This is a genomic window from Lysinibacillus mangiferihumi (genome assembly GCF_003049665.1).
GTDB classification, from domain to species: domain Bacteria; phylum Bacillota; class Bacilli; order Bacillales_A; family Planococcaceae; genus Lysinibacillus; species Lysinibacillus mangiferihumi.
Genome location: NZ_PYWM01000013.1, coordinates 1 through 21,314 on the forward strand (window position 1 = coordinate 1; position 21,314 = coordinate 21,314).

Genomic DNA, 21,314 nt, shown 5'->3' on the forward strand with positions numbered 1-21,314 from the left:
ACTTGCATGTATTAGGCACGCCGCCAGCGTTCGTCCTGAGCCAGGATCAAACTCTCCATAAAAGAAATTTGATTAGCTCAAATTGTTTTGCTGGCATCAATTTTGATGTCCAAAATTTTGTTTCGTTAACTAACGTAGTTAGCTAGTAAAAACTATATTGATTACGTTTTGCTTGTTCAGTTTTCAAGGTTCATTTTGTTAGTTACTAGTAAGTAACTTTTTATAATTTAACATACATTCAATATGATGTCAACTATTATTTTCTTGCAGTGTGTTGTTCACATGTTTCGTAACAACGTGTTTAAATATAACATCTCGTAACATAGTTTGCAAGTGTTTAATTGAAATAAAACTATTCAGTCAATAATAACTAGTAGTTTCTTCTATAGTATATTAAGTGTCAGGCACTCAAACAATTTCGAATAAAAAGCTCCTCTTCGTTTTCACAAAGAGAAGCTTTTTCATTTTTACATTATCGAACCCAGATAAAGTATGCAAGGAAGACAAAGAACAATCCGTACATCATTGGGTGAATTTCTTTTTTACGACCTGCTAAAAGCATTGTTACAGGATAGAATACGAAACCAATTGCAATCCCTGTTGCAATTGAATAACCAAGCGGCATCATTAATACTGTGAAGAACGCTGGAACTGCAATTTCGAATTTATCCCATTCAATTAAACGTAATGATGAAACCATTAACACACCTACGATAACAAGTGCTGGTGCTGTTACCGCTGAAGTAACAACAGCAAGCAATGGGGAGAAGAATAGCGCGATTAAGAATAGCACTGCTGTAACAACTGCGGCAAAACCTGAACGAGCACCTGCTGCTACACCTGAAGTTGATTCTACATATGCAGTAGTTGTTGAAGTTCCGAATAACGAACCAATTGTTGTAGCTAATGCATCCGCCATAAGCGCACGGCTTGCGCGTGGTAATTTATCGTCTTTTACTAGGCCAGCTTGAGTAGCAACAGCCATTAATGTACCTGCTGTATCGAAAAAGTCAACGAATAAAAATGTTAGTACTACGACTAAAAATTTAACGTTTATTAAAGAATCAAAGTCATTAAAAATCGGTTTAAGTGCAACCATAAATGTTGAATCTACACTTGGAATTGCTGATACAACCGATACAGGTGGTGCAATGACACCTGTCATCATACCAACGACCGCTGTAATAACCATCCCTAAGAAAATACCGACGCTGCGGAATTTTAAGATAAGAATGACAGAAATAATAATACCGAACACTGCTAAAAGAGTGGAACCTGTAAATGCACCTAATGTTACTAAAGTTGCTGGACTATCTACAACGATACCCGCTCCTTGTAACCCTACGAATGTAATAAATAAACCAATACCAGCTGATACTGCATATTTAAGTTGTGCTGGAATTGCATTAATAACTGTTTCACGAATACCTGTAAGTGAAAGGATAATAAAAATAATCCCTGAGAAAAATACACCTGTTAACCCAGTTTGCCAAGGAATACCATATGCTCCTACTACAGTGAAAGCAAAGAATGCATTCAATCCCATACCTGGGGCTAATGAGATTGGGAATTTAGCGAAAATACCCATAATCAAAGAACCGACTGCTGCTGCTAATGCTGTTGCTACGAATACAGCACCTTTATCCATTCCTGCATTTTCCAGAATACCTGGGTTAACTGCTAAAATGTAAGCCATGGCAAGGAATGTTGTAATACCACCAATTATTTCGCGGCGATAATTAGTACCTAATTCATCGAACATGAAATATTTTTTCATTTTTGAAAGATCCTCCGTATTGTCGTCTTCAATACCGAAAACAAAAAAAGACACGCTGACTACTCTACTAGTCGCATGTCTACGATACATTTCAGCACTCATAATGTGTGAAATAAATTAGTTACTATACATTCGTATAAAACTAAAATCGTAGTCAAGTTATTTACGGTAACTTGGTAGAAACTCACGGGCCTTATCCCCGACATTATACGACGACTTATTTAATTTACAATCGTAATATATCATTTCGTTTTTTAGATTTCAACCCCATTTCCGAACATTTCTTATAAAAAAAATACGAAAGTTCGTATAAAATACGGAATTAATGTTCAGTTTTTGGAAAAAACATAGAAAAATAAAGAAAAAGAACTCTTTTTCTCGAGTTCTTTTTAGTGTTAGTCACTAAAGTGCAAAAAGCATCGCAATACCATTGTTAAAGATATGGAGGGTTATTGAATACACGATATTAAAATTTGATTTGTAATAAATGACGCCAAAGACGAGCCCAGAGTAAAAGTAAGGGATCACTTGAACAATTTCTGAAAAGCTATGTACATGTAAAAGGCCAAATAAGAAACTTGAAATTCCAATCGAGAAATATACCCCTATCTTTGTCTTTAACTTTTTCAGGATGATTTCCCTAAATATTATCTCCTCATTCACCGGCCCCAGCAAAACGACTGGAAACAAAAAGACAAATAGCATCATACCTTGCGCTATCTGCAAAACATGGTTGACGCTAGATTGATTTGACGAGTTAGCAAAGGAATCAACCAATGGATCTATAAAAATTACACCTAGACATAGTAGCAACAAGCCAACAATAAATAATTGAATGAATTTTAAAGGTTTGTTTCGAATATCTTTCAAACCAAGAATTATTTGGCTACGTAATGATATAAAGGCTATGATACAAACCATTCCATGCGCAAGACAAAATAGCAATAAGAAAGTATTTAGTTCAGTCTGATTAGCTGGCGAATTAAAAAGCTTTGGCAATACAAGCACCAGTGATATGTAACTAAATAAAATCACGCTATACTTATATTTTCGTAACATTATCTCCATTCCTTTCAATTTTTTCACTACTCATTACTACACAAACAATTATCGTTTTAGACGATTTTATTGTAATAACATGCTATTTAGGATGCAATTCATTTGATCGTAAGCTAATCCATTGAAATTCCTTACATAAATAAGAACCCCCTTTAACCTAAAAGCTAAAGGGGGTTCTGATACTTTTGTGCTTTACTTCCCTACTCGACTCTGCAACGACTGAATCTTTTTTTCTAACTTTTGTTGCCAATCTAACGCTAATGCATCCACCGCTTGAATTTTCTTCATCGCACCTACATCATTGTTTTTATAATAGACCTCGTTGCAATATAAAACAGATATACCTGCAGGATGTCTTTCAATCAATTCAATCGTTGAATTTGCACTGATTGTTCCCTCGATTAGCACACGTGCAAGATAGCCCGTATACCCCGTTTCAATTAAACGTTTGAGCAATATATCTGCCTTTGCATATCTATCAATCGTGCTACACGGAATACGCCCTTGCGTAATTTGAATAACAGCATTTCCAATTTTATAAGTATCTCCTATACAAACATCCGCTTCCAACATGTTCGTTACCGTTAAATTCTCACCGAATGTTGCAGTCGGCAATTTTTTACCTAGTTCTTGTTCCCATTGTATGTAATGCTCTGCTGGATATAAACAAACAGCACGATCAGGCCCACCATGATGTTTTTTATCTGCTACATCATCTCCCTCAAATCCACTCTTTCCTAAATAAACTTCTTGTACTTCTTGTTTGTCAATTCCTGTTATCATTGATCGCCCATTGTTATAGTTCAATTCTTTTGGCATACCGACAGCTAATGTGTGAATCGTCGCAATACTTTTCTCCATTTTCATCCCCCTCAATTAAAAGCCAACGTCATTTCATAAACTTAGTTTACTACATCCAACACTTTTCCAGCAATTGACGCTCCTTCTACAATGGTTTATGGTCTGTCTCCATGTTACACCCGTCATCACCACGCAACAAAAAAGCCCTAAACCCCTGTGTTATCAGGGCATTTAGGACTCTTGCTATTTGCGATTACTCCCACTCAATAGTTGCAGGTGGCTTAGATGTAATATCATACAGCACGCTCACCAACCATTAATATATAAGGGTTTATCATCCGTTCAAATATCAGTGTAACTCTTAAATCCACACTGATTCCTAAGGTCAATTGTAGCAGGTTAAGGGGGGAGTTACAACACTATTATTCACAATAATTTAGAAGTCCCTAAGCTTTTCCAAATAAAAAAGAGAGCTATTTTAGCTCCCTACTCAACTCCTAATCCCAACTTATTCGTTGGAGGTCTAAGAGTTCTAATTGTTTCTCAAATTCTGCAAACTTTTCATTCATACGCTCTACATCTTCCTGTGTGAAAGTGAACAGATTTGGAAGCTTAGCAATACGCTCTAAAGCAATTTCAAATACACCTAACTGACGCTCAATGCCCTCTTTATCCTCTCTGATTCTATCCTTGATAGGAATACCCTCGTAGACTCTTAGTGCATTGGAACAGCCGTTAATACACATTTGAACATCTTCGTCTGAATTGATATTGCGCCAAATTTTACTTTTCTCATGAAAATCATAGTATCGTACTTATAAGCCAATTAAGCTCCCCCTAGCATTATGTCCTCCTATCCATTAAGACCACATTATACCATTTTTATGTACGTGTAAAATGACATGGTACAATGGAAGAAACACACTTAGGGGTATCATCAATCATCTATTATATAGGAAGTAACACATCTTCAGATTGCACCTTAAGCTCAATCAGACCTGCTTTCACAATTTCAGCATTAATAACCTTGTATGACCTTCCATAGAGCGCTATAGCTTCATTCACTTGAAAGCTCTTTCGGTTCTTGATAGTGTCCTGTACATTGATAACAAGCGTCTTAGTAGCTGTTACAATGGCATCTTCATCAACTGTCATTTCCTTGTAGCTCACCACAGCAGGCTCTTGACGGTCTACAACTGTTTCTGTCTTGTAGATTGGTCTACCCATATTGTCAGTACCCACTTTGATTTTTACCGTCTTAGTCAGCTCTAGGATATAGTTGCAATACTGTACTAAAGCTTTGTATTTGAACCCTCTCTGAGCTACTACATCGGTCATTACAAGGTAGTAACTGCCATCAATACTGATATAGTCACCACGCTTAAACTCACTCAAGGAATGGAAATGAAAGGTGCTGTCAGGCGTTAGCATTGCATTGGTTACAAAGCCATTTACGGTGCTTGGTGTGTCTGTCAGTTCATTCATCACATATGGTTCAACAACGCCTGAGAAAGCTTCTGTAAGCGTCTGAGCATCAAATAAATTCATCTACTTCACTCCTAAATATACAAAATGAAAATCTCAGAATTGTTATTTTCAGTTTTCATTTTTCTTACTTTATTAGTTAATTGGTCAATACGCTTCATTAGGTTCTCATGGAACTCACTGACGGTCATATCATCAATCTTAATAGCTTTCATCGTTGTCGGATTGTTAGCTACTGATTCAAGCATACTAAGAGCTGTAGCATAGATTGCTTTCTTATCTGTCATAGACTGTGGATTATACTCAGCATGAGCATCAAGAGCGTTCTCAGCTAGATACACCATCAGCTCAGCTTCTTGGAACTCAATTCCCTTTGTTTCCATTTGTAATCTTTGTAAATTGTTCATTATACTATCACCTTTTTCTATTTAATTGCATATAAAAAAGCCCTAGTAATACAGGGCTTAGAAGAACGATATGCTCTTTATGCTATTCTCTATTGATTCCTCGGTTATCCCAATGTATCGTAACGTAGTCTTTTGACTCGAATGATTAAAGATTTCCATCAGTGTTGCAACATCTTTCGTAGCTTGGTAGTAGGTATAGCCAAACGTCTTGCGCATTGTGTGAGTACCAATGTCATTCCTATCAATCATGTCACCTGCACTTGTAATGATTCGGTAAGCTTGTGTAGTTGAAATATGACCTTCGCCTTTACGGCTTGGGAATAGGTACACTGTGCCTTGTGGTAGTGTGTCAATGTATTCGCTAATTTCAGCCATTACATTGTTTAGGTACACTGTACGCTCTTTCTTAGTTTTGCCTTCTCTAATTTTGAAATTGGTTTTATGTTTCACCTGTTCAACAGTTAGTGCTACTAAGTCACCACATCTAAGACCTGTTGAAATCCCTAGTTTGAATAGAAGCTGATTGCGTAAACCAAATTCTTTCGTCATGCCTAATGCTTCAATCAAGTTATTAATGTCTTTCTTATCTTTTAATGGTTGTACATCAATTAATGTACCTTCTTTTGGATTCTTATTTGCCATGTTTATGACCTCTTTTCTTATGTATGCTTTCGTTGTTATTTTCAAAATACCATACATTCACATAGGGGTCAATATAAGAATGGCTCTACATCAACATTCTTTATGTATGCTAATTCACAAAAGCATACATTCGAAACCGAGAAGCTTATTTATTATTATTTTCCTCATTCGCTAACTGTAATAGCCGTTCCTTCACACCTCTAGGCAATGGCACACCAATCCTAGCTAGGTTCTCAGTGATAGACAAACCTTCCATACCAATATAGAAGTAAATTGCCATTGTCCTAAAGACAGGAACACCTGACGCTGTGAGTACGTCTAATAGGTTCGCTAAGACTATTACAATCATGATAGTAGCTTTCTTCAAGAAGCCGACAAAAGCAATCTTTGAGGATAGACGCTTTTGCACAAGTGACATAATGACACCTGTAACAATATCAATAATCATAAACGCTACAAGAACAGTCAATGATACATGCCACCCTCCAATAAGGAAGGATAATGACGTTCCCGACAGCGCTAGGATAGTGAATAAGCTCATTTTCTCCATTTGCTCATCACCTCCAATACAACAGTTGTAACAAGCGTGAAAAATTGGATATATACACTCCAAGCTCCCACACCCTAAAAACCACTAATTTTCACCAAAAATAAAAAGCCTAAGCTTAACCAAAATCCCTAAGATTTCAGTAAACATTAGACTTATCTTTTATCCTTGTATTATCCACCTTTACGATACCTTTTCTGTATCATCACTATACCCAACATTATCGCCTTGATTCATATGCTCAAATGGCTTCACATCAAGTATGCGATTCATTTCAAGAGCAATATCATTTACATAAGGTGACTGCTCAAGGATAGTTTCAACACTTAAAGCTCCCATTGCATGTTGCTTTCTCATGTTGTCAATAATCTCAGCATGGTTAGATGGTGTATTGTATTGGAAGTTAAATTCAAGCGTCATAAAATCATCTTCTGTGATATGAACACCTTTGTATTTCAACAGCTCACAGACCTTCTCCCAACGTTCATAGAAGCCCTTCTTCAAGTATGTTTCATTCAGACCTGCTTTTGTGTCTGCTAATGAGAACAACAGCTTGATACTAACCTCTGATAGATTGCTCACATCAGTTTTGTTCATTGATACAGCAGGTGTCGAGCTTACATCTAATAGAGCTTGTTGAAGTGTCTTATAGACCAATTCAAATGACTTAGAATCCAATTGATTAGTTACCATCTTGAAGTCTGCTCCATCATCAAGATTTAAGCCACCCCCAACAATTTCACTAGGTAGAGAATCTTTAAGTTGCTGACCAACTGCAACAGGAATAGGATTCATAAACTTGTACATAGAATCAACATACTTAGAAAGCACATCTTCCATGTTGTCTAAGATTGTCATGTAATCATCTAGCTCTGAGCGACCTTCTGTGTTGCTAAATTCATTGTCAGATTTATAAAGGATAGGTAAACCACTTAAATTAACGTGTTGAGCAGCGAGCTTTAATTCGCCACCCTCATTTGACCATTCTTCAACCTTGCTATCTGTGTAGACTGTGTAATAAGTAATCCCATCAAAGACATAATGCTCAATAAAAGCAATCATTTCCCCATGATGGTTGAATACAGGTGTTCCATCGTCAGCGTCAATAATCTTTGAATCAATGCGCCCCTTAGCATTAATGAAAAGGTACTCAGCAACTTGACCAAACTTCATCAGCTTGCTAAGGATAATAACATTCTTGTCATCAAAGCGACCTAGCTTATTGACCTTCAAGAACTGCTCCACCATTTTCTCAGCACCAATGATATTGACACTATTCTTCAATAGGTACTGTGTTTGGAAGTTTAAAATAGTCTTTGCCAACTGAATGACAATCTTTCTTGGCTCAATGACCTGTCCATTATATTTGAATGAATCACGCTGTAAAATCTTGTGCTGACCATCTAAATACTTCTTCTTCTCAAGCACTCCCTGCAATCGCTCTTGGTTGTCATAAGAGTCAACTTCCCCTAAGAACCAATGAGAGCTACCTTTGTGCTTTACTTGTAAATATCTTTCTAGGTTCATTACTCAACCTCTCCTTTTCTGATTATTGCTATATTAATATCTTTTAACATTTCTTCTTTTGCTTTTAGCTCAGATTTAAGCAACTTAATATCAAGCTCAAGCGCTTCCTTCTTCTCTTTCAGCGATTGTTCTCTTATTGCTCGTTTATCAAGCTCCTGTTCCATTGTTAAAACTCTTTTTCTATATGCGTCCATAAATGCCATTTACTTAGCTCCATTCTCTTGTTATTCAGTGATAGCCCTTCCTTTAAGGAAGGACTATCTCTATACATACCATTTATTTGTTTTCATGCCTTGAATCGCTAGTGCTGTTGAAATAACACTATCATCATGATGCAAGTCACTATTCCCACGCTTGTTCCCTAAGCGCCCATTTGTTTCAATGAACATCTGCATCTGTTGCAAGGTGGTCTTACACTCAAGGTTAATAAGACCAAGCTCAAACTGTTCCTTCATATCTGAAATCATGATTGCCTTTGTTTTCTCAGAAGTCACGAAACCAATTTGAAGTTTCTTCTTTCCTCGTTCATCAAAGGTTTTCATCTTATACATATTGAGATAGCCACGTTCTTTGCGTAGGCGCTCAATGATGGGCAAGCCATAGCTGTTACGCTCCACCGTTAAAAATGCATAGTTATAAAAAATACCCAAGTCATAAATGACCTGAGCAAATTCATACACAGCTATTTTATTATGGTAGAAGCTCATTACCTGCTGACCTTCTGAATCAAACGCTGTGATTGTTGAATAGTCATTCCCTGAGCCACTCGCTGTATCAACACCAAAGTAATATTTCTTTGAGCGCTCAGGCAATTCGAAAATGTCTAAGCCCTTACCAATGTATTTTCGAACGCTCTCAGGCGCTTCTGACAGCACATCATTTTTAGGAAGTGGGTCAATAGCATAAGAAAGCCTAGTTAATACCTTACTTTGATCAAACACACTTTTCCCTGTACTAATAAAGGATTCTAATGGATTGGAAGGATACTCCTGCATAAACTGCTGTTCATTCTCCATATCTTGAATCTTCCACCTGCGCCACATAAGTTGCTTTAAAGTTGCGCCTGTATTATGTAGAGCTACTTCATCATCTTCTAAATCATCTGACGCAAGGCGCTTGCCACTATTGGTTGCTTTGTACCAACGCTCAGCTTCATCATAGTCATGAGCAAATTGTTTTTTGTATAGCTTGTGATAGAAAGGAATGAAATAAGGAATATACTTTGACTTACCTTTGAGGGCTTGCATGTAAAGGCGATAGAAGTGGTTACTTGTACCATTTGAGGTTGTTTCAATCGTCAGTTGGCTCTCAGCGCCTTTTGCAAGGGACTGTTCAACTGACAGCAATTGAGTTTCTTGTGAAGCGTAGAAAGCAAACTCAGATAGATGAACATAGGTATAAGTAGAACCTCGCCCAATATCTTTATTACCTGCTGTCACAGAACTGATTCTTGAGCCATTGGTAAACAACAGCTCGCTTCTGTTATCCCTGCGAACCTTTGGAAACACATTAGGGAATTTTTCTCTTGGCACAGCATCATTCATCTGTTTAAGCTTTTCAAATAACGCTTTAGCTGAATCACCTTTATAGGAAACAATCAAAATGTTTTCATTGGGCTTTGTCAATGCTCGCCACAATGCTCTAGCAAGCACAAAAGTTGAAATACCTGCTTGCCTTGCTTTACCAATCACCACAAAGCGATTGTCTAGCATCAAGCTTTCAATTTCCTGCTGAGCTTCATTAATTTCAAATTTGATAACCTCATTTTCGTTATCTGTAATAAAAATAAAGTTCTTAGCGAATAGTGGAAATTCACTCAGAACTTTGGTCAGTTTATTAACTTTAATTACCATTTTTAAGACAACTCCAATTCATCATAAGCACCATCGTTTTCAAATGGCTCATAGACTTTAGTTGACTTAGCTTCCTTGTTAAATGCTCTGACCTGCTTTTGAAGGTCTAATAAAAGCTTAATAGCCTTTTCATCGCCTGTGAGAGCTTTTTCTGCTGTGACTTGATAAATCTGCTCCATGTCATTTGCTATGCGTGATTCTAAGTATAGGTTAGTCAAAGTCAAATACTCGCTTGATTTTTCCCATTTCTTCATGTGGTTTAAAGTTTTAACATCTAGCTTTTGACATAGTTCTTCTTCTGTAAGCTCATCGGTGCGATTGACATATAAATCAAACTTCCATTTGAAGTATTCCCTTTTCTTGTAGGGAACTGCTTCAAGTGCCTTGTAAATATCCATTAATATCATTCCTTTCTTTGTAGGTGGTTAGCTGTTAAATTCATCTCTACACTCGATTGCAAGTTTTGCTTGCTCAAGGTATCTATCAACAATTTTAAATGCAACACCATCTTCATCTATTAAAGCTTTTTGTTTTTTCAATTTATTAATGCGCTTTTCCCCTGCTCTAAGAACTCTTTTCTCAAAGTCAGTTAAGCCTATTTCCCTCTTTTGTTTTTGCAAGTCTAAAAAAGCAATATAATCCTGTTCAATCGGGAAAACATCTTTGCCATCTTCATCTTTAAATGTATTAAATCGCTGTTCTGTTTCTTTGAGTGCTTCAACATTAAAATGCTCTAAGCTTGTTTCTTCCACAATTTCTTTTTCAACATATTTCTTGTTGAATGAATGATTTGTGATTTCATCATCTTCAAAAGGCGTTGTTCTATATCGGTTAGTGTTTTGCTTACCTGTGTCATTGTAGTCACCAATATTCTTGTGAATTAGACCTTCTTCAACAGCTTCGTTGACTGCTTTAAAAGCTGTTGATTCTGAGCATTTTAAAATGTTTGCCCAACGTGACTTAGAGCAACCAAATGTGCCATCACCACTGTTAGCCCACTTAAAAACAGCAAGATACACATGTAAATGGCGAATATCTTTGATTTCATCAAAAACCTCAAAATCAAGTTGAGTGAAATACTTAGTGTCAAATTCTGATAGCTCAACTATTAAAGTATCATTTGCTTTGAAAGCATTTGTAAGCTCACCATCTGCATTTGTAAATCTGATAACCTTTTTATCTCTTAATGAGATAAGCGTATTCTTAATATTTAAAACTGCTCGCTTTTGGCTACTTGCTAACTTGATATGTCCCATATCATGTATAGTCGATGGTGTTGTAAATATTTGACCTCTAAGGTTTCTGCTCGTTGAGAGTAGTGAGTAAACATATATTTCCTCTGACGTAAGATGAAACTCAGTTCTTTCATCTATTAGTAGATTGTTAATTTGAATATAAGTAAAATTTTCCATTCGTTAAAAACTCCTGTGTGATTGTATTTTTGTATAAAAAAAGAAGTCACCTACTTGGCAACTTCCTAGTTGATTTCCTTGTATTTGTCTAAAGCTCGCTGTAGTTCATCAGTTTTTTGATAGACTGTATAAATCGCATTGTCCTTAATGCTTTTAGCTTTAATAATGTATGGGATTCCTTCTGATTTCAAAAAGATCGAAAGTTTCTTTGTGAAACAAAAGAAGAAATCTTGTTCAGTTAACTGTTTCATATGTAAAGCTCCTTTTCTATTCTTTGCTGTTCTGCTCCATTGTGCGCTAGTTATTTAGGATATAGTCTTTGTATTGGTTCACTTTGCTTGCATCCATTGCTACCTTGTTATGCTCATATTTTGATAGTAGAGCGATTGAGCAACCAATGGACTTGGCAATTTGATTCAACTTAATGCCCTTTTGTCTACGCATTAAGAATAATTCTGTTTGTGTCATGGTCTTACTTCCTTTCCTCAGTTAAAAATTTTCATGAAATGAATTTAAAAAGGCACTCCCATAATTGAGAGTGCCATTGGATTAAATCTTTGTTAAAACTGCTACTGCTTTTTTAGAACCCACTTTTAAAGTAGCTTCTGCAACAATTTGACCTTTAACTGAATCACCTGTTTTTGCAAGTGGTTAAAAATGTGGTTCACGTAAATAAGCTAAATCAACATAAGCGTCATTGAAGAACACCACTTTGTCAGCAGGTACATGCTTAGATAAAACAAATTTAACTGAGCCATAGTTAGTATTGATTTCATCTACTAGTAGACCAAATGAAGTTGTCACATGGTTGTATGAGTAGTTGCCCTTGTAGATTGCATCAATTTCTTCTTTAATATCTGCGTTCACAAAAGCGTACACTTGACCTTCTGCTAGATTTTGACCCCAAAGATTACGCATAATTTGCTTAATCGCTGCTTCATCAATTGTAGCTGTTACAGCATTAGTAGCATCAGCCATTTCAACTAAACCTGATAGTTGGCGTTTGAAAGGTGTTTTTGAACCATCAGCTTTAAGACCATTGATAAATTTCTTCTCCATGTTCACTTTAAGCTCAAGCAAACGGTCAGCAACTTCCACTGAGAACTGAGTTGATTGCATTGCTTCTGCTGTGCCTGATACTTGTACACCTTTCTTGAAAATCTCAAGAATGTTGTTTAGCTCTGCTCTAGCTGATTCATAGAAAACTGTTGTTTCTGCTCCTTCAACTGCTGAAATATCATCATCGTTTGAAAGTGACTTTTCTCTCCATGTGTAGACTGTGCTAAGAGCTTTTTCAATATTTCCTTTAGCCATCAGTAAAGATGTAAAAGGTGTTGCTTGAACTCCAATAACTGCGATTTCGTTCGCTAATGAAATGCGTTCTGATTCTGTGAATGATTGTGATTTAAACATAAAAATATTCCTTCTTCCTGTTTGTTTTGTTTTACTTAAATAACTTTGAGAACTTGCTTGCAATCATGCCTTTGGCGTCACCATTTTGCTTGTGAGCTGTATAATCATCTTGCTTAGCAACTTCTTTTGGTTTGAAGCCAATATCAAGTTTTACCTCATTAATTAATTGTGCTAATGCATCAACTTTTTCTGCTGGTGTTTTAGCAAAGCCAAATTGCTCTACAAATTCCTTCGCATATCCAAACCCTCGTTCTTCAAGCTGTAACTGTAATCTTAGATTTTCATATTGAACTTTCTCTTGCTCTAAGCGTTCAATCTCTTCTAGTAGCTCCTGCCTTTCTTGCTCCAATGGATTACCCTGTTGCTCCTGCAGAGGTGCTTCGTTTGTGTCAGCAACCTCAATAGATTCCATTTCAGTTACTTCTGCTGTTTGTAAGTTTTCCATTAATAAATCTCCTTCTGATTAGATATTTTCCGTATTTCTACAGACCAAAAAAGCCTATAAGCAGATTGCTCATGGCTTAATATTTCACCATCCTGTACAAGCTCTCAGAACGTTCTGTGTCGTGTTTGGATTGCATCACTCATAAATCTTCAAGTGAATCATCAAAACAGCTCATAGGCGCTAATCGGGCTTTACAGGTGGTGTCCTGAGCGTTCATACATTTATACAGAAGAAATGACCACGCTCAGTTAAAAAGTTGAATAAAACTCAATAAAAAAAGGACTACAATTAAGTAGCCCCATCTTGTATCGCCTAATCAATAGCAAAACAATTACGCTCAAATAAAAGTAAGCTTAGACAATATCTAATGGAATTACGCTCAGGTACTAGTAAGACCTGAGCATAAAAATGATTTTAATTTTGGTGAGAGCAATATTTCGTACTGCCCTCACAACAACATTATATACACAAAAAGTGTTACTCATTTTTTTGAACAAAATATCAATTCTTGTAATCTTGATATTTTGCCTGTATTCTCGCTAATGTATTTTTGAAGTTGCTCTCTTTGAGTTCCATTCTTTCAGCAAAATGACGCTTATTGATACCACTAATATAACCATCTTCATCAAAGATAAAATTATCGGTCAATCCATTGTCAAACTCAGCTTGCACCTCTAGCAACAATCTTTCAGCAAATTCCTTTTGATGTTTATTCAAATTTAAGAAGTCGATTTCCAGCACCTTTTGAGCGATAAACTGATTACGTTTTAGCTTCATCTTGTCTTTGCTTACATAATAGCTTTTGCCCTTACGATTGATGAACCTTGTGCCATTTTCTTTATTTAGCTCTCTTGGTGTGCGATTTAATAAAGCTTTATTAATAAACGTAACAATCTCTTTGTCGCTCTTAGCTAAATCAACCAAAGGTAAAATATCATTTAGCACTCTTGTAATAGCATTATCTGCTTCTGCAAGTAGCCTTATTCGCTCGACTTTGATTTTTGGTAAAACTGATTTAATTTCACTTAAACAGTAGTCTAATTCCTCGTCATAGCGTGGGAACATGTCCATTTCAACCTTATCAAACTCATATACATCATATGCTTGACCAATTGCCATTAGGTTTGAATGGACAACCTCAGTCAACCTAGATTCCTCATATAATGATTTATATTCGTTTAGCTTGCTTAGATGCAAAGTATAGGCATACCTAGCGTTAACCTCTTTGATTGACCTAACCCTAACAGCAATATACTCTATCGAACTATTAACAATCGGCTCTCTTACTATCTTGTGGTATTTGTAAGCAACATGACCATCAATATAATCATCTACTTCAACAATCTCATATGATTTATTGTATTTGATGCCATTGCTCAACTTAATGATTGACTTGATAAATGCTTGCTTATCATTAATTTGTTGCCTTATGTTTGTTGTTTCTTCCATGCTAAATTTCCCTTCAATTTATATAGTGTAGCTGTCACCAACTTTCTTCTAGCTGATTTTTAGCCCTATATTATATGTCATTTTCCCATCTTTGCTAAGGTTTTCTAAAAAATTAATATCAAAATTTTATCATTTCTTGAATATATCCTTATTTATCACGCAAAAAATACCTTTTCAGCTCAACAGGTGCTTCAATCATCATTTCATTCTTCTATCACGACACTAACCACAAGCTTTCACAATCAACTCTAATCCACCTAGCAGGCTCACAGGGAGGTCTTAAACTCATTCACTAACATCGAATCATTTAATCTGCATATCTCGCTACAGCGCCCTTAGAAACGTTTTTAGAGCAGGTGTCGATTTCCCATTGTTGTTGAAGTGTGATTTTTTTCTCCTATCTGCTCAAAAAGGCAAACTTAATACAGCTTAAACATCAAATTCCATAGGTTACGTTTAGGTATGGCTATCTACTTAGTGTATTAATATTATATTTATTAGTATTTTAATATATATAAATATACTAAGTAGAGTGATGTACCTTAGCGTAACCTTTGGTAATAAAAGTAGGAAAGCATATTGGAACAGCTTCTATTATAAGTACACCAAATAACAGTGGGCTACCGCAATCTCAGTATACCTTGCTTTATAAGCTCACTTTTCCATACACCAATATTTGTAAATGTGTTAAACTATACCAAACGACTGATTATTCAGTTATTCAACTAACGGAGCAGTTTAGTTGAACAAGAGATGCTATACTATACACATTATTACCAGTAAAGATGGTGAACTAATGGAACAAGTGCTAAAAGAAATGTTGTCTCCGAGTAATCAATATAAAGTTCAAATTATTAAGCGTAAGGATGGTCTTTTTACCACAGAGGTATATATGTGGCAGGAAGACTGCGGATATGAGTATTGGAGTCCTATTAAAAAAGGATTGTCTTTGATTGAGACCGAGGAAGGTGCAGTGACGTTAGCCATTGACCATTTAAGAGAATATTCCGGTGAAATTATCACTCTTTAATTACTTCACTAAAGGGGCAGTTTAGTTAAATAAGAAGAGGGAAAATTTATTACATAAAGAATATTAATTACTAACAGATTTTTAGAAAATTGGAGGTAATTATGAGTGTTTTAAAGGATAGAAATAAAGTAGATGCAATAGTATTGGATTTAGATGGTACATTATTAAATTCCAATAAGATGATAAGTAAGAGAAATTTAGATTCAATATTAGAAATTCATAAACTTGGGATACCAATTATAATTGCAACAGCACGACCACCAAGAGCAATAAAAGAATTTCTCCCAAAGGAATTACAAGAAATCGCTGTTTTTGTTTATTATAATGGTGCATTGATTGTGAATCAGCAATTACAAATAGATGAACATTACTCAATCAAATCAACTATAAACGAACAAATTATTGAATACTTAATTTCAAATGAACCCGATCACTTATTTTCAATTGAAGTTAATGATACTTGGTACAGTTATAAAGAGATTGATTATCGCTCATTTATGAAGGTTTCTAAGAACCCTGAAATTATTGAGATTGTAGAAATAAAATTAAAAAGCCCAACAAAAATACTTGTTTCACACTTAAAGAATATAGAGGACTTTAATAAAAAGTTCGGGGATAAAGTAAATGTTATAAATACGGACTCAAACCAACTTACACAAATAATGAAATTAGGCATTTCGAAAGAGTCTGCAATAACAAACCTTGCAGAACGATTAGATATTTCATTAGAAAAAACAATGGTTTTCGGCGATGATTTTAACGACTTAGGCTTATTTAAAATATGTGGAATTCCAATAGCTATGGACAATTCAATAGACGAATTAAAAAGTATTGCTAAAAAAATTACAACTTCAAATGATGAAGATGGTGTAGCTAATATCCTGGAAACCTTATGTAACTAACGGGGTGCTTTACTTCAACAAGAAAAGGACTTGTGTATGATAAATTCTCATATATGCAAGTCCTTTTGTTATGCTCTCACAATCGCTCTGTGAGATGAATCCATATGACCAACTATCCACTTGAACGAATCTCGATTGCCTACAATGCTGTTCTGCGGAGCTTCAAAGTACCCACCTTAGAAACTAAATCTTTTAATACCTTTTAAAATACTTTAAAAAAACCCTTAAACTATTTTAAATTGTTTTGAATTGTTTAAAAAACCTTTGAACCATTTCAGATTGTTTTAAATACTTCAAAAAGCTTTAAAAGCATTTCAAACTGTTTTATATGCTATTAAAAACTTTTAAACCATTTTAAATACTTCAAAAAATCCTTTAAACCATTTTAAATTGTTTAATTTTTGCAAGCTCAATATTAGATTTAATCTTGAAAATAAACTAGGGCGCAAGCCCGTCCTTAGTTTCTTTCTTTAGCTTATTTATTTCTTTAATAGGTTTCTTTCTTTAAACTTGTCAGAATGTGTTCCACTTCAGCTCACATTTTAGACCCCCCTATATAAAATCTGTCCATTTTGGAACACTATTTACATAGGCATGGGTCTAAATAATGTTCCTTTTTGGTACAACATTTACATAGCTGCTTTTCATGCTTATATTAATATTATTTACGCTCCTAGAATACTTTAAGCTTGACAACTGTTTACGCCCTTCCCATCATGAAGCCAGAATTGAGGAAAACGGCTTGGCGCAAAAATGCCTTGCCTATGTCTGCGAAACTAAAAAAATAGAATCATAGACATAGACAAGACATTTCCAATCGTACATGAATCCGTCATTTGAGGTATCCGTATATGTATGCCCTTGTTAAATGCGTCCTCTCGAACAATACATCTACTTATCTACTTCTGCCCCCGATAGTTGTTGTAATCCTTATACGTGCCTTACACGTAGCGTAAATGCTTATTCTACTGTTATGAGAAGCTCAGCAACAATTACAATGTGATGTATCCTGTGTGACCGTAGCCACTCAGACCTTCCACTCCTGACCTTTAATGGTTGTCAGCACCATTCAGATACCCAAGCTAACAAGGAAGCTTGTAGTGGTATCCTAGACTTAATTTATGCGTTGGCTAAGTCATAACCTGTCAAGTTTAGATTCAATTGGTGTTACTAGGTTTCCACCAAAGACTACCTAAAAAAGACAATAGCAAACTAGACCTTAGCGATTGAAATTTTATCGCAAAGCCTGTACAATAGCTACATTGGTGATGTGTGCTATCATTTTTTCGGTAGTCATATTCAGTTAGAAGTCGTTGGTGTTACAGCACTGACGACTTTTTTCTATGCAATCAATTTGCTATTGCAACCTAGAAGCATCTGCAATAGATGCTTCTAACGCTCTAAGCTTAATGCCTGTTTATACTCGCTTAGTCGAGTTATCTAACGTAATAGGTAGACTCTTTAATTAATTCATCTAAATCAGCTTTCAACTTAACTAGCTCATTTTGGTAATGCTCCATTGCTTCTTGGTTATTATTGCTTGTCCAAAATTCCATTCTTTGTTGAAGATGTAGTTCAGCAAACATAAAAGCCTTTTGCACTCTCTTGTCCATTAAATAAGCTCCCTCTGATACTTCTGTTGATGTTTAAATTTTGATATTATTCAACGGGCTGTGTAAGCGACCAATATCAAGGATGGCATTTTGCTCTAAACCTCGTAAATATTTGGCGGTTTCCTGAGTGTCAAAATGACCAAGTAAACGACTTAGACTATACACGTCAATACCATTCCTAAGTTGCTTCTGTGCAAAGTAATGACGACAATCATGTGGAGAGCAACGAATACCATCTCTAATACCAACATTGTTGCAATGCTCTTTTAGAATTTTATTGATACGAGAACGGTGTAACTGTTGAGCGCTTTGGTCTAAAAAATAGTTGTCTTCCACTTCATCAGGATGCTTATGGCTGAATCGTTTCTTCTTAGCTTCCTCGAACCTACGCATATACTTCCTCATGGTCTTGCTAATGTAGACTAGGCGTTCTTTTGAACCCTTTCCATGAATCAAAATGTGACGTAATGAAACGTCTGATTCCTTGATATTGCAAAGCTCAGAAACCCTTATACCTGTATCAAATAGCATTATCAAAATAAGCTTATCTCGAATATTGGAATAGGTTTCCTCTCTTACATCATTGATAATTCGCTGTACTTCTTCATCACTGAAAGTCAGAATAATACGCTTTTCTTCTTTCAAGCTTTTGATTTTCCTAAGAGGATTGTTCTTTTCTTCCATATATTCTTCCTCGACCAAGTAGTTAAAAAACACTCTCAAAGTAGCAATATTGTTGTTCAGTGTAATTGGTTTCTCAGCTCCAAGCTGTTGACGATACTGAATGTATTTTTTGATATGGATTGATTCAACCCCTTCTACATCTTGAACCTCATACTCAGATTCCATGTACTCTTGCCAACGCTTCAACCGCCAAATGCACATCTCGATGTATTTTGGTTTTCTTCCAACAATCTCTTGATTTAACTTAAAATCATCTATAAGCTCCATAATTTTTGGCAACAAAAAAACTCCCTTCTACTCACAAGTAATGTGAATAAAAGAGAGTTGATATTTAAACGTCAATTGTTGCATGTGAACAAGTATTTGTTCTATACAACAAGCTTCAAACCCTTGATATGACTGAGTTTAGAGGTTGTTAGGCATTTAGTCCTATTCCCACTCAATCGTTGCTGGTGGCTTAGATGTAATATCATACAGCACGCGGTTTACGTGTTTTACTTCGTTTACTAAACGTACAGAGATTTTCTCTAGTACGTCCCAAGGGATACGTGCCCAGTCAGAAGTCATACCGTCGATAGACGTAACAGCACGGATACCGATTGCGTAGTCATACGTACGAGCATCGCCCATTACACCTACTGAACGAATATCAGGTAATACCGTGAAGTATTGCCAAATGTCACGATCAAGACCAGCTTTTGCGATTTCTTCGCGTAAGATGAAATCAGATTCACGAACAATTTCAAGTTTTTCTTCTGTTACTTCACCAAGTACACGAATACCTAAACCAGGACCTGGGAATGGTTGACGCCAAACAATTTTTTCATCTAGACCAAGTTCTAAGCCAAGTGCACGAACTTCGTCTTTGAATAATGTTTTTAATGGTTCAATTAATTTGAACTGCATGTCTTCTGGAAGACCGCCTACATTATGGTGAGATTTGATTGTTTGCGCAGTCGACGTACCAGATTCAATAATGTCTGTGTATAACGTTCCTTGTGCAAGGAAATCCATACCTTCTAATTTTGAAGCTTCTTCATCGAATACGTAAATAAATTCGTTACCGATAATTTTGCGTTTTTTCTCTGGATCAGATACACCCGCTAGTTTGTCCATGAAGCGTTGACGTGCATCGATTTTAATTAGGTTCATATCGAAATCTTCTGTGAAAGTTTTCATCACCTGTTCAACTTCACCTTTACGGTTTAGGTTGTGGTCTACGAACATACAAGTCAGTTGGTCACCGATTGCTTTATGAATAAGTACTGCAACAACAGAAGAGTCTACTCCGCCTGAAAGTGCACATAATACTTTTTTATCGCCAACGATTTCGCGAATTTTAGCAATTTCGATTTCGATAAAGTTTGCCATTGACCAATCGCCTTTAGCACCACAAATATCGAATACGAATTGACGTAGTAAATCATTACCATATACAGAGTGACGAACTTCTGGGTGGAATTGTACTGCATATAGTTTACGTTCTGCGTTTGCCATAGCAGCGATTGGACAAGATGCACTTGTTGCAATGATTTCAAAGCCAGCAGGTACTTCTGTTACGTGGTCGCCATGACTCATCCAGACGATTTGTTCTGTTGGTAAATCACCGAATAATTTATTAGCAGCCGTTACTTGAATTTCCGCTTTACCGTATTCACGTGTTGCAGCGCCTTCTACTTTACCGCCTTGCGTATGCGCCATTAACTGCATACCATAGCAAATACCTAGGATTGGTAAACCTAATTCGAAAATAGCTGGATCTACATGGAATGCATTGTCATCATAAACAGAGTTAGGACCACCTGAAAAGATAATACCGGCTGCATTCATGTCTTTAATTTCATCTGCTGTAATCGTATGTGGGTGTAATTCACTGAAAACACCAAATTCACGGATACGACGCGTAATTAATTGGTTAAATTGGCTACCGAAGTCTAGAACGACGATTTTTTCTTGCTCTTTTAATAAAGGGCTTGCTGACAATATTTCCACCTCTTCTTCTATTTTTAAAGGACGTTTTCATATGTTCAAAGAAAAACGCGTATGAAAGTAAAAAAAACTTCCTACGCGTCCATAAGCTCTTGATATATAAAGGGGAATGCGTAACAAAGAAAAGTGATGTATAAAACTTCTCACCTAGCCAAAACATTCACCTTCATAGAGAAATCATTTACGGTGATTTCGTAGAAACATCCGAACCCTATTTTCGAACTTATATGAAAGCCATCCTAATCATATATAATTTTTTTCATTTTACTCTTTGTACCC

Annotated in this window: 23 protein-coding genes, 1 rRNA gene, 1 pseudogene and 2 riboswitches; of the genes and pseudogenes, 2 read left to right on the forward strand and 23 right to left on the reverse strand. The window is 35.9% G+C overall.

All coding sequences use genetic code 11. The annotated features are described in order from the left end of the window. The 20 genes and pseudogenes from C9J37_RS13225 to C9J37_RS13320 all read right to left on the reverse strand — a co-directional run. A 16S ribosomal RNA gene (locus tag C9J37_RS13225) occupies positions 1-62 on the reverse strand; the annotation flags it as partial. Between the two features lie 410 nt (positions 63-472). Beyond that, positions 473-1,777 carry an NCS2 family permease gene (locus tag C9J37_RS13230; RefSeq protein WP_024363995.1) on the reverse strand — a complete coding sequence of 435 codons (1,305 nt, stop codon included), beginning with the start codon at positions 1,775-1,777 and terminating at the stop codon, positions 473-475. Between the two features lie 131 nt (positions 1,778-1,908). After that, positions 1,909-2,010, reverse strand: a riboswitch (purine riboswitch). Positions 2,011-2,179: 169 nt separating this feature from the next. Then, positions 2,180-2,836: a CPBP family intramembrane glutamic endopeptidase gene (locus tag C9J37_RS13235; protein ID WP_167397311.1), complete on the reverse strand. Its 657-nt coding sequence runs from the start codon at positions 2,834-2,836 to the stop codon at positions 2,180-2,182. A gap of 192 nt (positions 2,837-3,028) precedes the next feature. Next, on the reverse strand, positions 3,029-3,697 hold the full coding sequence (locus C9J37_RS13240) for an MOSC domain-containing protein (protein ID WP_107895706.1): 669 nt from the start codon (positions 3,695-3,697) through the stop codon (positions 3,029-3,031). A 193-nt stretch (positions 3,698-3,890) separates the two neighbouring features. Beyond that, on the reverse strand, positions 3,891-3,947 hold the full coding sequence (locus C9J37_RS29675) for a GMP synthase (glutamine-hydrolyzing) (RefSeq protein ID WP_083493760.1): 57 nt from the start codon (positions 3,945-3,947) through the stop codon (positions 3,891-3,893). Between the two features lie 187 nt (positions 3,948-4,134). Further along, positions 4,135-4,383, reverse strand: a complete 249-nt coding sequence (locus C9J37_RS13250) for a hypothetical protein (RefSeq protein ID WP_107895707.1) — start codon at positions 4,381-4,383, stop codon at positions 4,135-4,137. Positions 4,384-4,585: 202 nt separating this feature from the next. Next, positions 4,586-5,185 (reverse strand): hypothetical protein, encoded by a 600-nt coding sequence (locus C9J37_RS13255; RefSeq protein ID WP_107895708.1) that lies wholly within the window; start codon positions 5,183-5,185, stop codon positions 4,586-4,588. A gap of 11 nt (positions 5,186-5,196) precedes the next feature. After that, a complete protein-coding gene (locus tag C9J37_RS13260; RefSeq protein WP_107895709.1) occupies positions 5,197-5,529 on the reverse strand; it encodes a hypothetical protein in 333 nt (110 codons plus the stop codon). Between the two features lie 57 nt (positions 5,530-5,586). After that, positions 5,587-6,171, reverse strand: coding sequence for a tyrosine-type recombinase/integrase (locus C9J37_RS13265; protein ID WP_107895710.1), 585 nt, complete (start codon positions 6,169-6,171; stop codon positions 5,587-5,589). A gap of 145 nt (positions 6,172-6,316) precedes the next feature. Beyond that, positions 6,317-6,721 carry a phage holin family protein gene (locus tag C9J37_RS13270; protein WP_107895711.1) on the reverse strand — a complete coding sequence of 135 codons (405 nt, stop codon included), beginning with the start codon at positions 6,719-6,721 and terminating at the stop codon, positions 6,317-6,319. 180 nt (positions 6,722-6,901) lie between these two features. Further along, entirely contained in the window at positions 6,902-8,245 is a 1,344-nt protein-coding gene (locus C9J37_RS13275; protein ID WP_107895712.1) for a phage portal protein, read from the reverse strand. After that, on the reverse strand, positions 8,245-8,448 hold the full coding sequence (locus C9J37_RS13280; RefSeq protein WP_107895713.1) for a hypothetical protein: 204 nt from the start codon (positions 8,446-8,448) through the stop codon (positions 8,245-8,247). Before C9J37_RS13280 ends, C9J37_RS13275 begins: the two co-directional genes overlap by 1 nt. 60 nt (positions 8,449-8,508) lie before the next feature. Then, positions 8,509-10,098, reverse strand: coding sequence for a terminase large subunit domain-containing protein (locus C9J37_RS13285; RefSeq protein ID WP_107895714.1), 1,590 nt, complete (start codon positions 10,096-10,098; stop codon positions 8,509-8,511). A 2-nt stretch (positions 10,099-10,100) separates the two neighbouring features. Then, positions 10,101-10,496: a hypothetical protein gene (locus C9J37_RS13290; RefSeq protein WP_107895715.1), complete on the reverse strand. Its 396-nt coding sequence runs from the start codon at positions 10,494-10,496 to the stop codon at positions 10,101-10,103. A gap of 27 nt (positions 10,497-10,523) precedes the next feature. Then, the gene (locus C9J37_RS13295; RefSeq protein WP_107895716.1) at positions 10,524-11,510 is read right to left on the reverse strand and encodes a hypothetical protein; all 987 of its coding nucleotides are present in this window, start codon (positions 11,508-11,510) and stop codon (positions 10,524-10,526) included. Between the two features lie 65 nt (positions 11,511-11,575). Then, positions 11,576-11,761, reverse strand: coding sequence for a DUF5659 domain-containing protein (locus tag C9J37_RS13300; protein ID WP_107895717.1), 186 nt, complete (start codon positions 11,759-11,761; stop codon positions 11,576-11,578). Between the two features lie 46 nt (positions 11,762-11,807). After that, positions 11,808-11,978 (reverse strand): helix-turn-helix domain-containing protein, encoded by a 171-nt coding sequence (locus C9J37_RS13305; protein ID WP_107895718.1) that lies wholly within the window; start codon positions 11,976-11,978, stop codon positions 11,808-11,810. An 81-nt stretch (positions 11,979-12,059) separates the two neighbouring features. Further along, positions 12,060-12,923: pseudogene (locus C9J37_RS13310) on the reverse strand (SU10 major capsid protein). 31 nt (positions 12,924-12,954) lie between these two features. Further along, positions 12,955-13,368, reverse strand: coding sequence for a hypothetical protein (locus C9J37_RS13315; RefSeq protein WP_107895719.1), 414 nt, complete (start codon positions 13,366-13,368; stop codon positions 12,955-12,957). Positions 13,369-13,869: 501 nt separating this feature from the next. Beyond that, entirely contained in the window at positions 13,870-14,817 is a 948-nt protein-coding gene (locus tag C9J37_RS13320; RefSeq protein ID WP_107895720.1) for a hypothetical protein, read from the reverse strand. 796 nt (positions 14,818-15,613) lie between these two features. Here C9J37_RS13320 and C9J37_RS13325 point away from each other — a divergent pair. Together C9J37_RS13325 and C9J37_RS13330 are read left to right on the forward strand one after the other, a co-directional pair. Beyond that, positions 15,614-15,847, forward strand: coding sequence for a hypothetical protein (locus C9J37_RS13325; protein ID WP_107895810.1), 234 nt, complete (start codon positions 15,614-15,616; stop codon positions 15,845-15,847). Positions 15,848-15,948: 101 nt separating this feature from the next. Then, positions 15,949-16,749, forward strand: a complete 801-nt coding sequence (locus C9J37_RS13330; protein ID WP_107895721.1) for an HAD family hydrolase — start codon at positions 15,949-15,951, stop codon at positions 16,747-16,749. A 1,436-nt stretch (positions 16,750-18,185) separates the two neighbouring features. Here C9J37_RS13330 and C9J37_RS28280 read toward each other — a convergent pair. The 3 genes from C9J37_RS28280 to guaA form a co-directional block, all read right to left on the reverse strand. Then, positions 18,186-18,362 carry a hypothetical protein gene (locus C9J37_RS28280; protein ID WP_167397312.1) on the reverse strand — a complete coding sequence of 59 codons (177 nt, stop codon included), beginning with the start codon at positions 18,360-18,362 and terminating at the stop codon, positions 18,186-18,188. A 33-nt stretch (positions 18,363-18,395) separates the two neighbouring features. Further along, complete coding sequence (locus C9J37_RS13335; RefSeq protein WP_107895722.1) at positions 18,396-19,325, reverse strand: tyrosine-type recombinase/integrase; 930 nt, start codon at positions 19,323-19,325, stop codon at positions 18,396-18,398. Positions 19,326-19,475: 150 nt separating this feature from the next. Beyond that, the gene (guaA, locus tag C9J37_RS13340; RefSeq protein ID WP_107895723.1) at positions 19,476-21,029 is read right to left on the reverse strand and encodes a glutamine-hydrolyzing GMP synthase; all 1,554 of its coding nucleotides are present in this window, start codon (positions 21,027-21,029) and stop codon (positions 19,476-19,478) included. 155 nt (positions 21,030-21,184) lie between these two features. Then, positions 21,185-21,286, reverse strand: a riboswitch (purine riboswitch). Positions 21,287-21,314 lie beyond the last annotated feature (28 nt).

What these genes read in the sequence shown, in the direction of transcription:
- C9J37_RS13240 (WP_107895706.1), bottom strand. Translation starts at nt 3,697, where the DNA reads ATGGAGAAAAGTATTGCGACGATTCACACATTAGCTGTCGGTATGCCA.
- C9J37_RS13275 (WP_107895712.1), bottom strand. Translation starts at nt 8,245, where the DNA reads ATGAACCTAGAAAGATATTTACAAGTAAAGCACAAAGGTAGCTCTCAT.
- C9J37_RS13260 (WP_107895709.1), bottom strand. Translation starts at nt 5,529, where the DNA reads ATGAACAATTTACAAAGATTACAAATGGAAACAAAGGGAATTGAGTTC.
- C9J37_RS13255 (WP_107895708.1), bottom strand. Translation starts at nt 5,185, where the DNA reads ATGAATTTATTTGATGCTCAGACGCTTACAGAAGCTTTCTCAGGCGTT.
- C9J37_RS13295 (WP_107895716.1), bottom strand. Translation starts at nt 11,510, where the DNA reads ATGGAAAATTTTACTTATATTCAAATTAACAATCTACTAATAGATGAA.
- C9J37_RS13290 (WP_107895715.1), bottom strand. Translation starts at nt 10,496, where the DNA reads ATGGATATTTACAAGGCACTTGAAGCAGTTCCCTACAAGAAAAGGGAA.
- C9J37_RS13305 (WP_107895718.1), bottom strand. Translation starts at nt 11,978, where the DNA reads ATGACACAAACAGAATTATTCTTAATGCGTAGACAAAAGGGCATTAAG.
- C9J37_RS13270 (WP_107895711.1), bottom strand. Translation starts at nt 6,721, where the DNA reads ATGGAGAAAATGAGCTTATTCACTATCCTAGCGCTGTCGGGAACGTCA.
- C9J37_RS13250 (WP_107895707.1), bottom strand. Translation starts at nt 4,383, where the DNA reads ATGTGTATTAACGGCTGTTCCAATGCACTAAGAGTCTACGAGGGTATT.
- C9J37_RS13280 (WP_107895713.1), bottom strand. Translation starts at nt 8,448, where the DNA reads ATGGCATTTATGGACGCATATAGAAAAAGAGTTTTAACAATGGAACAG.
- C9J37_RS13265 (WP_107895710.1), bottom strand. Translation starts at nt 6,171, where the DNA reads ATGGCAAATAAGAATCCAAAAGAAGGTACATTAATTGATGTACAACCA.
- C9J37_RS13320 (WP_107895720.1), bottom strand. Translation starts at nt 14,817, where the DNA reads ATGGAAGAAACAACAAACATAAGGCAACAAATTAATGATAAGCAAGCA.
- C9J37_RS13315 (WP_107895719.1), bottom strand. Translation starts at nt 13,368, where the DNA reads ATGGAAAACTTACAAACAGCAGAAGTAACTGAAATGGAATCTATTGAG.
- C9J37_RS13230 (WP_024363995.1), bottom strand. Translation starts at nt 1,777, where the DNA reads ATGAAAAAATATTTCATGTTCGATGAATTAGGTACTAATTATCGCCGC.
- C9J37_RS28280 (WP_167397312.1), bottom strand. Translation starts at nt 18,362, where the DNA reads ATGGACAAGAGAGTGCAAAAGGCTTTTATGTTTGCTGAACTACATCTT.
- C9J37_RS13285 (WP_107895714.1), bottom strand. Translation starts at nt 10,098, where the DNA reads ATGGTAATTAAAGTTAATAAACTGACCAAAGTTCTGAGTGAATTTCCA.
- C9J37_RS13300 (WP_107895717.1), bottom strand. Translation starts at nt 11,761, where the DNA reads ATGAAACAGTTAACTGAACAAGATTTCTTCTTTTGTTTCACAAAGAAA.
- C9J37_RS13325 (WP_107895810.1), top strand. Translation starts at nt 15,614, where the DNA reads ATGGAACAAGTGCTAAAAGAAATGTTGTCTCCGAGTAATCAATATAAA.
- C9J37_RS13235 (WP_167397311.1), bottom strand. Translation starts at nt 2,836, where the DNA reads ATGTTACGAAAATATAAGTATAGCGTGATTTTATTTAGTTACATATCA.
- C9J37_RS13330 (WP_107895721.1), top strand. Translation starts at nt 15,949, where the DNA reads ATGAGTGTTTTAAAGGATAGAAATAAAGTAGATGCAATAGTATTGGAT.